Source organism: Microbacterium sp., assembly GCF_036566905.1.
Classification (GTDB): Bacteria; Actinomycetota; Actinomycetes; order Actinomycetales; family Microbacteriaceae; genus Microbacterium.
Genome location: NZ_DATCVK010000216.1, coordinates 1 through 12817, shown reverse-complemented (window position 1 = coordinate 12817; position 12817 = coordinate 1). Strand labels below are relative to the sequence as shown.

The 12817-nt window shown below is 71.1% G+C and carries 13 protein-coding genes and 2 pseudogenes; 9 read left to right on the top strand and 6 right to left on the bottom strand.

What is annotated here, in order from left to right:
* Both VIP82_RS18545 and VIP82_RS18540 read left to right on the top strand, forming a co-directional pair.
* Nucleotides 1–1275, top strand: a pseudogene (locus VIP82_RS18545) (hypothetical protein); the annotation flags it as partial.
* Nucleotides 1276–1295: 20 nt separating this feature from the next.
* Nucleotides 1296–1595: a hypothetical protein gene (locus VIP82_RS18540; protein ID WP_331911321.1), complete on the top strand. Its 300-nt coding sequence runs from the start codon at nt 1296–1298 to the stop codon at nt 1593–1595.
* 8 nt (nt 1596–1603) lie between these two features.
* Here VIP82_RS18540 and VIP82_RS18535 read toward each other — a convergent pair whose 3' ends face one another.
* Together VIP82_RS18535 and VIP82_RS18530 are read right to left on the bottom strand one after the other, a co-directional pair.
* Nucleotides 1604–2008, bottom strand: coding sequence for a DUF3054 domain-containing protein (locus tag VIP82_RS18535; protein WP_331911319.1), 405 nt, complete (start codon nt 2006–2008; stop codon nt 1604–1606).
* Nucleotides 2005–2748: a sulfurtransferase gene (locus VIP82_RS18530; protein WP_331911317.1), complete on the bottom strand. Its 744-nt coding sequence runs from the start codon at nt 2746–2748 to the stop codon at nt 2005–2007. Before VIP82_RS18530 ends, VIP82_RS18535 begins: the two co-directional genes overlap by 4 nt.
* Nucleotides 2749–2895: 147 nt before the next feature.
* Between VIP82_RS18530 and VIP82_RS18525 the strand changes: the two genes are divergently transcribed.
* The gene (locus VIP82_RS18525) at nt 2896–3105 is read left to right on the top strand and encodes a hypothetical protein (RefSeq protein ID WP_331911315.1); all 210 of its coding nucleotides are present in this window, start codon (nt 2896–2898) and stop codon (nt 3103–3105) included.
* Nucleotides 3106–3162: 57 nt separating this feature from the next.
* Here VIP82_RS18525 and VIP82_RS18520 read toward each other — a convergent pair whose 3' ends face one another.
* Together VIP82_RS18520 and VIP82_RS18515 are read right to left on the bottom strand one after the other, a co-directional pair.
* A complete protein-coding gene (locus tag VIP82_RS18520; RefSeq protein WP_331911313.1) occupies nt 3163–4176 on the bottom strand; it encodes an SDR family NAD(P)-dependent oxidoreductase in 1014 nt (337 codons plus the stop codon).
* Between the two features lie 111 nt (nt 4177–4287).
* On the bottom strand, nt 4288–5688 hold the full coding sequence (locus VIP82_RS18515; RefSeq protein ID WP_331911311.1) for an amidase: 1401 nt from the start codon (nt 5686–5688) through the stop codon (nt 4288–4290).
* 200 nt (nt 5689–5888) lie between these two features.
* On the opposite strand from VIP82_RS18515, the gene VIP82_RS18510 reads away from it, so the two are divergent.
* The 3 genes from VIP82_RS18510 to VIP82_RS18500 all read left to right on the top strand — a co-directional run bounded on the left by VIP82_RS18510 (nt 5889) and on the right by VIP82_RS18500 (nt 7642).
* Nucleotides 5889–6473: a Dps family protein gene (locus VIP82_RS18510; RefSeq protein ID WP_331911309.1), complete on the top strand. Its 585-nt coding sequence runs from the start codon at nt 5889–5891 to the stop codon at nt 6471–6473.
* A 119-nt stretch (nt 6474–6592) separates the two neighbouring features.
* The gene (locus tag VIP82_RS18505) at nt 6593–6973 is read left to right on the top strand and encodes a hypothetical protein (RefSeq protein ID WP_331911307.1); all 381 of its coding nucleotides are present in this window, start codon (nt 6593–6595) and stop codon (nt 6971–6973) included.
* A 60-nt stretch (nt 6974–7033) separates the two neighbouring features.
* Nucleotides 7034–7642, top strand: a complete 609-nt coding sequence (locus tag VIP82_RS18500) for an ArsR family transcriptional regulator (protein ID WP_331911305.1) — start codon at nt 7034–7036, stop codon at nt 7640–7642.
* A 6-nt stretch (nt 7643–7648) separates the two neighbouring features.
* Here VIP82_RS18500 and fdhD read toward each other — a convergent pair whose 3' ends face one another.
* Together fdhD and moaA are read right to left on the bottom strand one after the other, a co-directional pair.
* Nucleotides 7649–8560 (bottom strand): formate dehydrogenase accessory sulfurtransferase FdhD, encoded by a 912-nt coding sequence (gene fdhD, locus VIP82_RS18495; RefSeq protein WP_331911303.1) that lies wholly within the window; start codon nt 8558–8560, stop codon nt 7649–7651.
* Nucleotide 8561: 1 nt separating this feature from the next.
* A complete protein-coding gene (gene moaA / locus VIP82_RS18490; RefSeq protein ID WP_331911301.1) occupies nt 8562–9683 on the bottom strand; it encodes a GTP 3',8-cyclase MoaA in 1122 nt (373 codons plus the stop codon).
* Nucleotides 9684–9913: 230 nt separating this feature from the next.
* Between moaA and VIP82_RS18485 the strand changes: the two genes are divergently transcribed.
* From VIP82_RS18485 to VIP82_RS18475, 3 genes and pseudogenes are all read left to right on the top strand, one after another.
* The gene (locus tag VIP82_RS18485; protein ID WP_331911299.1) at nt 9914–11359 is read left to right on the top strand and encodes a cytochrome ubiquinol oxidase subunit I; all 1446 of its coding nucleotides are present in this window, start codon (nt 9914–9916) and stop codon (nt 11357–11359) included.
* Nucleotides 11360–11377: 18 nt separating this feature from the next.
* Nucleotides 11378–12412, top strand: coding sequence for a cytochrome d ubiquinol oxidase subunit II (cydB, locus tag VIP82_RS18480; protein WP_331911297.1), 1035 nt, complete (start codon nt 11378–11380; stop codon nt 12410–12412).
* A gap of 123 nt (nt 12413–12535) precedes the next feature.
* A pseudogene (locus VIP82_RS18475) lies at nt 12536–12817 on the top strand (thiol reductant ABC exporter subunit CydD); the annotation flags it as partial.

Sequence of the window (12817 nt, the reverse complement as noted above, 5' to 3'; positions counted from 1 at the left end):
GCCTACGCCATCCCCGCCCCGTCGACACCGCCGACCGCCGACGCGGCGTCAGCGCAGCCGCCCGCTCCGCCCCTCGCCCACGCGTACGTCACCCCGTCGTACGCCGATCCCGGCGCCACGCACGCCCCGCCGGCCGTTCCGCCCCCGTGGGCCGGCACCCCGCAGTCGGCGTCCACCGGCACGCAGCCGGGTGCCGACGCAACCGCCACCACCGCGGCCTATGCCCTCCCGCCCTATGCCCGCAATCCGGCGGGCCCGCCGCCGACCTACCCCGGATCGCCGGCCTTCGCCGCTGTGCCCGGCACCGGTGCCCCGGGCGGCATCGACACCAGGCCGAAGGCGCTCGCGATCGTCGCGCTGGCCTTGGCGGGAGCCGGAGTCCTCCTCGCCCTCGTCGCTGCGATCGCCGGCTCATGGGGAGCCGGATCGCTGTCGCCGCTGCTGCTCTTCGTCGCCTTCGTCCTCTCGCTGATCGCCCTCATCAGCAGGAAACAGGGTGGCAAGGGCTTCGGCGTCGCGGCGCTGCTGATCTCGGTCGTCGGCGGCATCCTGACTGTCGTCCTCGCGGTGGCGGCGATCCTGGGATCGTTCGCCGGCACCTCCGGCGTCGATGGCAGCAGCGACGGAAACGACGACTACGAGGAGTACGTGGTCCCGGGCATCACCGCTCCGGGAACGGACGGACAGCCCGACCCCGGCGCGCAGTTCGGGACGCCCGTGCAGCCGACCGTGACCGAGACGGCGTTCGGACACGACTACGACGACGTGTGGTGGTACGCCGTGGTGATCGACAACCCGAACACGGACTACATCTTCGACTCGTACGTCGACGTCGTCGCGTACGCCGCCGACGGGTCGACGATCACGTCGGCTCCCGGCTACACGATGCTGCTCTCGGGCCGCACCGCGATGGTCGGCTACTTCTTCGATGTGGGGGACGCGCAGATCGCCAGCGTCGGCGTCGACCTGCCCGACGCCTCGGAGGCGACGCTCGCGCCCGCCGCCGAGACCGGCTCCTTCGTCGTCGAGGAGGTCACCGGCTCGATCAGTCCAGACGGCCCCGCTGAGGTCTCCGGAACGGTGAGTGCGCGCTTCGCCGATGACCAGCAGTACGTCGCCGTCGCGGTGCTCGCCCGGGCGGCCGACGGGAGCATCGTCGCGGCCACCAGCACCTACCTCGACACGGTTCCGGGAGACGGCACACCCGTGCCCTTCGACGCGTGGTTCGATGAGGTCCCGCCCGACGTGACTCTGGAGGCCTTCGCGCACCGGTGACCACGACGTAGCCTGTCGTCATGGACATGGGCGGGGTCATGGTGTGGGGCTTCGTGACCGCCGCGGTCGCCCTGCCGGTGTACTTCCTGTGGTTCGCGTTCGACACGCATCGGCGGCGGAGCCGGGGCGAAACGCCCTCGCACTCTACGGGCGGGCTGCTCGGGGTCGAGGAGTTCTTCTATCCGACCGCCGAGAACGCCCGGGCGGTGTGGGATGCCGAGCAGATCACCCCCGCTCCCGCCCCCGTGCCGGGCGACGGGCCGGGCGTGATCGACGGCAACCGCATCGTGATCGAGACGGGCCTCCGCAAGACCGGCTGAGGGCCGGTTCAGCGCCGGCGCGCGCGGCGCACGGCGAAGGCGATGACACGCCACCCGACGAGGGCGACGAACAGGGTCACCGCGGCCACGATGATGAACGGGAGCGCAGTGCCCTGACCGGATGCGGCGCGCAGCAGCATCCCTCCTCCCACGGTGACCGCCCAGACGCCGAGACCGGTGCGCATCGGCGCGGCGGGCGCCCGCCAGGCGAGGGTGACGAGCCAGCCGGCCGCGAGGGCGGCGAGGAACGGCCACGCTGTCTGCCAGAGGCCCGTCCACACGTCCGAGTCGTGGCTGGCGCGGCCGATCGCGGCGAAGGCGATCACCAGCACGACGTCGATCGCGACGGCGATCAGCACCGCGCGGCCGGCAGGACGCTCGTTCGCAGGAGCCGTCGACCCGGCGGCCGTCATGCGAGCACCTGTGGTCGGGGCGTCAGTGAGGGCGTGAGGGCCTCACGCTCGTCGAACACGAAGCACTCCCCGGTCCAGTGATCGCCGCCGACCTGCTGGAAGTAGCCGAGGATCCCGCCGTCCAGCTGATACGCCTCCACGCCCGCCTCGCGCAGATAGATCGCCGCCTTCTCGCAGCGGATGCCGCCGGTGCAGTAGCTCACGACGGTCTTGCCGTCGAGGTCCGCTGCCCCGGCGGCTGCAGCATCCGGGAACTGGGTGAACCGCTCGAGGCGCCAGTCGACGGCGCCCTCGAACGCGCCGTAATCGACTTCGAAGGCGTTGCGGGTGTCGAGCAGCACGACCTCGCGTCCCTCGTCGTCTCGACCCCGGTCGAGCCAGCGCCGCAGCGTCTCGGGGGCGACCGCGGGCGCGCGCCCCGCCTCGGGGCGGATCGTGGGGTGATCCATGCGGATGATCTCGCGCTTGACCTTGACCAGCATCCTGCCGAAGGGCTGCGCCGCCGACCAGCTCTCCTTCGTTGTCAGCGCGGCGAAACGCAGGTCAGCCCGAAGGTCGGCGATGAAGCCGCGCAGGGCGAGGGCATCCCCCGCCAGGAAGAGGTTGATCCCCTCCTCGGCGAGCAGGATGGTGCCCTTCAGCCCGGCGGCGACGGCGCGCTCGCGCAGCGTCGGCCGCAGCTCGCGAGCGTCGGCGATGTGCGTGAAGAGATACGCCGAGATGTTCAGAACGGATGCCACCCCTCCAGCCTACGGACGCTCCGCCACCGCGCTGGACGCGGTTACCCCCGTGCCGGTGCGGCGTCAAGGGCCTCGCGGCGCGCGCCTCCCCGAGGGACTCTGGACGGGAACCCACCAGACCGCCCTCACACCCTCGCTGGAGGAGCCATGACCGACCCCACGATCCCGGAGCCGCTGCCCGGCCAGACGCCGCCGGGCGAGGCGCCAGCCGGGCCCGGCGCGCCGGGCCCGGACTTCCCCTCGCCGGAGCCGCCGAGCGAGCCTCCGGCACCCTGGCCCGAGGAGCCCCTCGCCCCGCATCCCGAGGAGCCCCCGTTCCCGCAGACCCCGGAGGCGCCGGAGTCGCCGATTCCGTAGTCCGCGGACGCAGCTTGTCTGCGCTCGGACGCGCCTGACGTCCGGTGAGGCGGGCGCTCAGGCGCGCACGGCGTCCGCCCGGTCGCGCAGCAGCTTCTCGGCGATCGCCCACATCCGCGCGCCGGCCGCAGGGTCGGCGAGTCGTCGGTAGGGGCGCACCGCATCTGCGGGGCCCCCGAAATGCATCAAGCCCGACGGGCCGAAGAAGCCCGGGGCGGCCGCAGGTCCCCGGCGGCCGGAGCGTCCGCTCGACCCACCAGCGGCGAGGGTACCGGCATCCGCAGCGGCGACGGGAGCGGCATCGGCCACCGCCGCCCGCAGAGCCGGCTGCGCCGCCTGAGCAGGGGTGTTGCCCAGCCGCTGCGCGAGTCCGCGCGCGGCGCCGCTGCGCTGACGTGCACGCAGGGCCGGCGCGATCCCCGTGTCGGGCACGACGCCGGGGTGGCTGAGCTGCACCGTGATGCCCCAGCCCTCCGCGGCCGAGCGACGGGCGAGCTCGTGCGCGAACAGCCCGAGTGCCGCCTTCGACGCACCGTAGGCCCGCAGCGGCGAGTAGCGGCGCTCACTCTGGAGGTCGTTCCAGTCCGGCCGGGCGATGGCCGCCGCGAGACTCAGCTGCACGACGATACGTGCGCCACGCTCCTGCAGCAGGGGCAGCAGCGACGTGGTCAGTGCGAAATGCCCGAGGAAGTTGGTCTGGAAGTGCAGTTCGAATCCGTCGGCGCTCACGTGGCGTTCGGGATCGCCGAGCAGCACGATCCCCGCGTTGAGAACGACGATGTCCAGCGGTGCCCGCTCGGCGCGGATCGCCGCGGCGAGCGCGTCGACCGAAGCCAGGCGCGACAGGTCGAGATCGCGAAGACCCACGGCGGCGTCGGGCGAGTCGGTGCGGATCATGTCGATCACCCGCGCCCCTTTTTCGCGATTGCGCACCGGGAGCACCAGATCGGCGCCGGCACTCGCGAGTCCGCGCGCGATCTCGACCCCCACGCCGTCGCTCGCGCCGGTCACGAGTGCCGTCCGCCCGCGCAGATCCGGCAGCGCCACCTGCGACGCGCGCGTGCGAGACATGGGCTCTCCGTTCGCCTTCCGTCTGGGAGGAGGAAGAGGCGGTGGCGCTGATACAGCCGGTCGCACCGAGCTGCCCCCGCCCGCCATCCTGGCGCGACGGCCTGCGCCGCGCTAGAAGAGCGCCGGCAGCCGGGGAACCCCCGCCTCGACCGCACGGCCCGCCTCGAGCACGAGGCTCTCGGCCCACGATGGGCCGATGAGCTGCGCACCGGTCGGCATGCCGTCGGCGCCGAGGCCGGTCGGCAGCGCCAGGGCGGGCAGCCCCAGGAAGTTCGCGGCCACGGTGAGCCACAGGTCGCGCCACGCGCGATCGGCCGGTTCGCTTCCGCCGAGATCGTAGTCCGGCCCGCGCATGCGCGACGCCGATACGGGGCCGAGCAGCAGGGGAATCTCGACCTGCAGGCGGCGCCATTCGGCGGCGATGGCCGCGCGCCGGGCCCAAGCCTCGGCGTACTCGCGCGCGGACTCGTAGGGGCGCGCCGCGGCGGTGCTGTCACGCAGGAAGGCCGTGGCCGAGCGGCCGAGCGGCTGCCCCAGCGCCTCCGGGTCGAGGGAGATCAGCATGTCGGTGCACGACAGCCGTCGCCACAGCACGGCCGCCTCCTCCAGGTGAGGGGCGTCGACGGCCACGACATCCCAGCCGGCACGGCGGAGGGATGCCGCGGCACGGTCGACGCCGGCGGCCACATCGTCGTCCACGTCGGTCCCGGCCCCGTGCCGCACGACTCCGACGCGGTGCGGCAGGCGGCCGGGAACCGGGGCCGTCACCGACACCGGGTCGTCGGCATCCCAGCCCTCCATCACGCCCAGCGCGAGCGCCACGTCGCCGACGGTTCGCGCCAGGGGTCCGTTCACCGAGAACTGCTGGAGCGTGAGCGCAACCGGCTGACCGTTCACGGCCGCACGCGGCACCCGCCCCTGGGTGGGACGCAGCCCCACCACGCCGGCGGCGTACGCGGGCAGGCGCAGCGATCCGCCGAAATCGTTGCCGATGCCGAGGGCGCTCATGCCCGTCGCGACCGACACGGCGTCGCCGCCGCTCGAGCCGCCGGCGCTGCGCTCGCGGTTCCAGGGGTTGACGGTGCGGCCGAACAGGTCGTTGTCGGTGTCCCACCGCATACCGAAGTCAGGCATGTTGCCGCGGCCGACGGGGACCGCTCCGGCTTCGCGCAGACGTCTGACGATCGAGGCGTCGCGGGCGGGCACCGCATGGGCCAGCCCCTGCCAGCCGTTGGTGGTCGCCGACCAGGTGAGGTCGATGTTCTCCTTGACCGAGATCGGCACGCCCGCGAGCGGGCCCGGGTCGTGGCCGGCGGCGAGCGCCGCATCCACCTCGGCAGCAGCTTCCCTGGCCCGGTCGGCGAAGACGACGGTGAGCGCGTTCACGCCGGAGCCGACGCAGGCGATGCGCTCGAGGTGCGTCTCCACGGTCTCGACCGCCGAGACGTCGCCCGCGCGGACGGCTGCAGCGATCTCGGCGGCGGACGCGGGGGCGGGAGTCGGCGAAGTCATGGCGCTCCCATCCCACCACGCGAGACGGCGGGAGACGACGAGTAGCACTCCGCGACGAGAAGAGCAAGCCCCGAGCTTTCTGCACCGAGGGCGGTTAATCTCGAGGCGACCCGCAGAGCGGGTTGACCCCAACGCCGGTGCCCCAACGGCGAGCCATGACGGCCGTTCCGTGAGCGAGCACCCCCACGAACGGAGCGACAGTGGCGACGACGACCGCGAAGAAGAGCACGTCCCAGAGCGGCGCGAGCACGACGGGCAAGAGCCGTCGCCGTACGGCGCGGGGCGGGGTCGGCGCGGCGCTCACCCCGGAGCAGAACGCCGAGCGCGGGTTCACGGCGTCCGAGACGCTGAGTGAGAACCTGCAGAAGGTGCTCGTCGACCTCATCGAGCTCTCGCTGCAGGGCAAGCAGGCGCACTGGAACGTCGTCGGCCGGAACTTCCGCGACACGCACCTCCAGCTCGACGAGATCATCGACGCGGCCCGTGAGTTCGCCGACACCGTCGCCGAGCGGATGCGGTCGCTGCACGCCCTGCCCGACGGGCGCAGCGACGTGGTCGCACAGAACACCACCCTGCCGGAGTTCCCGCAGGGCGAGATCGCGACGAACGAGGTCGTCGATCTCATGACGGAACGACTGGACGACGTGGCAGCCACCTGCCGCGACGTGCACGACGCCGTCGACGAAGAAGACCCCACGAGTGCAGACATCCTCCACGCCATCCTCGAGCGTGTTGAGCAGCTCTCGTGGATGGTGAGCGCGGAGAACCGCACCCCCAGGCGGTGATCCTAGGCGCCCCGACGCTGCCCGCCTCCTCCCCCCAAGGACTGGCGGGCAGCGCCATGTCCGGGGGAAACGCGCGACCGCCGCGACCGCCGCGACCGCGCACCACTAGAGTCATGCGCATGGCATCAGGCAAGCAGCAGCACCAGCAGCACCAGCCGGAGAACGAACTGCATGGCGGGGTCCTCGCGGGCAACGGCAGCCCCGTCCTCTGGGGCTGGCTCATCGGACTCGTCGTGTTCGTGTTCGTGGCGGTCCCCATCTCGATCGCGGTGCGCTTCGCCACCCACCCGTCGACGCAGCAGCTCTTCGGCGGCCGACTCGAAGAGGCCAGCAACGCCGGCTACTCGACGTTCTGGTGGATCGTCGCGATCTTCCTGTTCGCCGTGCCCGTGCTCATCGGGTGGGGCGTTGCGAAGCTCTCCGGCCGGACGCTGGGGATCATCGTCGCCATCCTGGCCGTCTTCTTCATCGCGATCCTCATCTTCGGCCAGCTCTTCTGACCCGACCCGGATGCGCCACCGCGAGCCCGGTCCCTCGCGGCATCCCGCGATAATGGGTTCATGACGGCCGGGTACAGCGCCATCTCGAGCTACTCCCGCGTCGAGATCATGCATCTGCTGCAGGAGCGCCCGCACCGGACGGTCTCAGAGCTGGTCACGGCGACGGGCCTGCACGCCAACACCGTGCGCGAGCACGTGCAGCGTCTCATCGACGCCGGCTACGTGATCGCCGAGACCGAGCGCCGCACCACGCGCGGGCGACCGCGCGTGCTCTACTCGGCGGCGACCGGTGACGGCGAGGCGTCGAGTCCGGTGGCGATCCGCCGGGCCGAGGCTGCGGCGCGGCGCGGCGACCTGCTGCGCCGCATGTACGGATCCGACACGGATGCCGAGCTCGGCGCCGATGCCCTCCATCAGCTCGACGCGCTCGTTGAGGACCTCGGCGATGCGGGCTTCGACCCGCTCGTCGATGAGCGCGCGCTCACCGTGGATCTGACGCCGTGCCCGCACGCGCCCGCGGCCGAGCACCGCGGCACCCTGTGCCACGTGCACGTGGGCCTCATGGACGGCGTGCTGGCGCAGGCCGGCGGTCCGCTGCGCGTCAAGGGCATCGCGCCGTCGTGCGATCCCACGCAGTGCGTGGTGCAGCTCGCGGCCGCGCGCGGCTGAGCCGGCTCAGAGCCGGGAGGGCGCCGGCACCCGCACCCGGTCGGGTCGCGAGTAGACGTTCATCGACGACCCGCGCACGAAGCCGACGAGGGTGAGCCCCGAGGCTGTGGCGAGCTCCACCGCGAGGGAGGAGGGCGCCGAGACGGCGGACAGGATCGGGATGCCGGCCATCACGGCCTTCTGCACGAGCTCGAAGCTCGCCCGGCCCGACACCTGCAGCACCGTTCCGGTCAGTGGCAGCCGGTCTTCCAGCACCGCCCAGCCCACGACCTTGTCGACCGCGTTGTGGCGGCCGACGTCCTCACGGAGCACCAGAAGCTCCCCCGAGGCGGCGTCGAACAGCGCCGCGGCGTGAAGGCCTCCGGTCTTCTCGAACACCGCCTGCCCGGCCCGCAGCGTGTCGGGCAGGGTGGTGATCACTGCCGCATCGACGGCCGCGGCATCCGTCGCCACGTCGTAGCGGGATTGCTTCTCGATGGCGTCGATCGACGCCGTGCCGCAGACGCCGCACGAGCTGGTCGTGTAGAAGTTGCGGGCGATGTCGGTGACCAGCGGCGCCAGCCCCGGTGCGAGAGCGATGTCGAGCACGTTGTACGTGTTCTCCGTCGACGCCGGTGTGCCGACCATCGCCGGACCGATCGTCAGCGACGTCGCCGCCGAGCCGGTGCCGGGACCGCCGCAGTGGATCGCCGAGCGGAGGTCTCCGCTCGCAGCGATCACGCCCTCCGACACGAGGAACCCGGCGGCGAGCTCGAGGTCGTGCCCGGGCGTGCGCATGGTGACGGTGAGCGCTTCGCCGACGATGCGGATCTCGAGCGGCTCCTCCACCACGAGCGTGTCGGCACGGCGCCGAACTGCGGAGTCGCCGTCGTTCAGCGAGATCCGGGTGACCGGAGTGCGCGTCGTGAGGCGGCCCATGTCAGCCGCCGATCGCGTTCATCCCGCGCGCGGGCTGCAGGAACGCCGGATCGTTGATCGCGTGACCCGGCAGCTTGCCGTGCACGCAGGAGCGCAGCATCCCGTCGATGCCGGCATCCACCGTCTCGGCCGGGCGGCCGTCGCGCAGCATCGGCAGGACGTCGTACTCGGTCGTCGAGAACAGGCAGTTGCGCAGCTGGCCGTCGGCGGTAAGACGCAGCCGATCGCAGTCGCCGCAGAAGGGTGCGGTGACCGATGCGATCACGCCCACCGAGTGCGGACCGCCGTCGAGCGTCCAGCGTGCGGCCGGAGCGCCGCCCCGGCCGGGCACAGGGGTGAGGGTCCAGCGCCGGGAGAGCGCCTGGAGGATCTCGTCCTGCGTGACCATCCGCGAGCGGTCCCAGGTGTGACCGGCGTCGAGGGGCATCTGCTCGATGAACCGCATCTGCGCGTCGTGGGCGATCGCGAACTCCACGAGCTCGACCAGCTCGTCGTCGTTGACATCGCGCATCGCCACGGCGTTGAGCTTCAGCGGGCGCAATCCCGAGGCCCCGGCCGCCGCGATCCCCTCGAGCACGTCGTCGAGCCGGTCACGGCGAGTGAGCTCGTGGAAGCGGTCGCGCCGCAGCGTGTCGATCGAGATGTTGAGGCGGTTCAGACCCGCCCCGATCAGACCTGGCAGCAGGTCGGGAAGGCGGATGCCGTTCGTCGTCATCGCGATCTCGACCGGAGCGCCGGTCGGTCCCGTGATCGCGGCGAGGCGGTGCACCACCTCGACGATGTCGGTGCGCAGCAGCGGCTCGCCGCCGGTGAGCCGGAACGTGGTGATGCCGTCGGCCGCGGCGACGCGCGCGATGCGCTCGATCTCGTCGAGCGTGAGGATGCTCGTCTTGGCGAGCCACTCGTTGCCCTGCTCGGGCATGCAGTACGTGCACCGGAGCGAGCAGCGGTCCGTGAGCGAGATCCGCAGATCGCGGTGCACCCGCCCGTGCGTGTCGACCAGCGCCTCGCCGATCGTCATGCGGGCAGAGGACGCTGCGGCGCCCTGCGCCGAGGCATCGAGCCGCTCGGATGCCGCTGGCAGCGGCATCCGTCGCCCGATCGTGACCGGGATCGCACTCACGCGCCCGGTTCCGATCGCTCTGCCCGGATCGCCATGATTCGAGGGTAGTCGCGCGGCGTCGCACACGGCTCCGGTGCGACGGATTATTCACGGCGGCGATGCTCGCTCCACGCGCGGATTGCTGGGAATCTGAGACCCGAGACGATCGCAAGATCGACTCCCCCTGTGGTCTGACCACATGCTACTGTGTGGTCAGACCATACAGTCAGTCCGACGATCGGAAGCGCAACATGGATCTGCTGGACCCTCTGCTGCTGGCGCGCTGGCAGTTCGGCCTCACGACGCTGTACCACTTCCTGTTCGTGCCGCTCACGCTCGGCATGGCGCTGACGGTCGCGATCTTCCAGACCGCGTGGTTCCGCACCGGCAACGTGAAGTGGCTCCACCTCACCCGCTTCTTCGGCAAGATCTTCCTGATCAACTTCGCGATGGGCGTCGTCACCGGCATCGTGCAGGAGTTCCAGTTCGGCATGAACTGGTCGTCCTACTCGCGGTTCGTCGGCGATGTGTTCGGGGCACCGCTCGCCTTCGAGGGGCTCATGGCCTTCTTCTTCGAGGCGACCTTCATCGGCCTGTGGATCTTCGGCTGGGACAAGCTGCCCAAGGCGCTGCACCTGGCGAGCATCTGGATCGCGACGATCGGGGCGTGGTTCTCGGCGTACTTCATCCTCGCGGCGAACGCGTTCATGCAGAACCCCGTCGGCTTCAAGATGGCCGAAGACGGCTCGCGCGCCGAGATGACGGATTTCCTCGCCGTGCTCACGAACCCGGTCGCGCTGGCGGCCCTGCCGCACACCCTGTTCGCGGCGTTCATGATGACCGCGGGCGTCATCGTGTCGATCTCGGCCTGGCACCTGCTGCGCGCGCAGAACGTCGACATGATGCGGTCGTCGCTGAAGTTCGGCCTCTGGGGCCTCATCGCCGCGTTCGCGGGAGTCGCGATCTCGGGCGACCAGCTGAGCCTCGTCATGGTCGCCACCCAGCCCATGAAGATGGCCGCTGCGGAGGCGATGTTCGACAGCGCGTGCGGGGCGGATGCCTCGTTCTCGATTTTCACCCTGGGCACACCGGACGGCAGCAGCGAACTGTTCTCGATCCGCGTCCCCTACCTTCTGGCGCTGCTGTCGACCCACTCGCTCGACGGCTGCGTCGAAGGCATAAACGACCTGAACACGCAGTACACGACGGAGATGTTCCCGCAGTTCGCCGACCAGGTCGACGGCAACTTCGCCCCCATCCTCTGGGTCACCTACTGGGCGTTCCGCTGGATGATCGGCCTGGGCGGCGTCGCGGCGCTCGTCGCGGTGGTCGGCCTCTGGCTCACCCGCAAGAAGGCGACGCGCGAGGTCCCGGCGTGGGCCTGGCGGCTCGCGATCTGGGCGTGGCCGGCATCGCTGCTCGCGATCCTCGTGGGCTGGATCTTCACCGAGATGGGCCGCCAGCCCTGGATCGTGTTCAGCCTCATGCTGACCGAGGACGGCGTATCGCCCTCGGTGCCCGGCTGGACCGTCCTCATCTCGCTGACCGCTTTCACGCTCATCTATGCGGCACTGGCGGTCGTCGAGTTCGGACTCATTGTGAAGACGGCCAAGAAGGGTCCCGAGCCCCTCCCCGAGCCGGGTGCGCCGGATCAGCGCACCCTGGCGGTCGAAGACACCCCGACGACGGTCTACTAGGAGCTTCAGGAGCACGTCATGGATCTCGCCTACCTCTGGTTCTGGATCGTCGGATTCCTCTTCGTCGGCTACTTCGTGCTCGACGGGTTCGACTTCGGCGTCGGCATGTCGCTGCCGTTCCTCGGCAAGAACGACGTCAGCCGGCGCCAGGTCATCAACACCATCGGCCCCGTGTGGGACCTCAACGAGACGTGGGTCATCGTCGCCGGCGCCTGCCTGTTCGCCGCGTTCCCCGAGTGGTACGCGACGCTGTTCAGCGGCTTCTACCTGGCGCTGCTGCTGATCCTGCTGGCACTCATCCTGCGCGGCGTCTCGTTCGAGTACCGCCATCAGCGCGACTCCCTGCGGTGGAAGAGGGGCTTCGACACGATGATCGTCGTCGGCTCCGCCGTGCCGGCGCTGCTGTGGGGCGTCGCCGTCGCCAACATCGTGCAGGGCGTGCCGCTCGACGCGGACCACGAGTTCATCGGGTCTTTCCTGACCCTCCTGAACCCCTACGGCCTGCTCGGCGGTCTCACGACGCTGCTGCTGTTCTTCACGCACGGCGTGTACTTCGTCGCGCTGAAGACCGACGGCCAGGTCGCCGCCGACGCGCGCCGGCTGGCCGGCCGTGCCGGCCTGCTGACGATCGTCGTCGCCGCGCTCTTCCTGGTGTGGACAGTGGGCATGGCGTTCAGCGAGGGCCGCGAGTTCGCTCTGATGACCGCGGTCCTGTCGGCGGTCGCCGCCGTGCTGCTCATCGCATCGTGGATCTCCAACGCCCGCGGTCGCGAGGGCTGGGCCTTCGGCTTCGGCGCGTTCACGATCGTCACCGCGGTCCTCGCCGTCTGGTTCGCCCTATTCCCGTACGTGATGCCGTCGACCGCCGACCCGGCCGGCTCGCTCACCATTGAGAACGCGTCCAGCACGGACTACACCCTGACGATCATGTCGTGGGCGGCACTCATCTTCCTCCCGCTCGTGCTCGCCTATCAGGGCTGGACGTACTGGATCTTCCGCAAGCGCATCACCCGCTCGCGGATCGAGGCGGCCGCGGCCGCGCCCGCGCACTGACCCGCGCGCCGTGGCACGTTCACTTGCGCTGAACGTACGCCGGGAACGCTGGATCGCGTACGTTCTGCGCGAGTGAACAGGGACAGAGGGAGTGCGGGGCGCATCGGTAGGGTCGAAGGAGCGATGGACGAGAACAACGGCGACGGCCCGGCCCAGACGTCGGGCAAGCCCGTCGACCCGCGGCTGCTGACGTACGCGAGCGCGTCACGGTGGTTCTTCGCGGCGATCGGGGCGATCGCGCTGGCGCAGACGGCCGTGATCGTCGCCTTCGCCTGGCTGCTGACCCGCGCCATCACCGGAGCGATCGACGGGATGCCGCCGGCCGAGCTCGTGCCGACGCTCGGCGCCCTCGCTCTCGTGGTCGCCCTGCGCGCCGTGCTGCTGTGGGCGCGGGAGGCCGTCGCC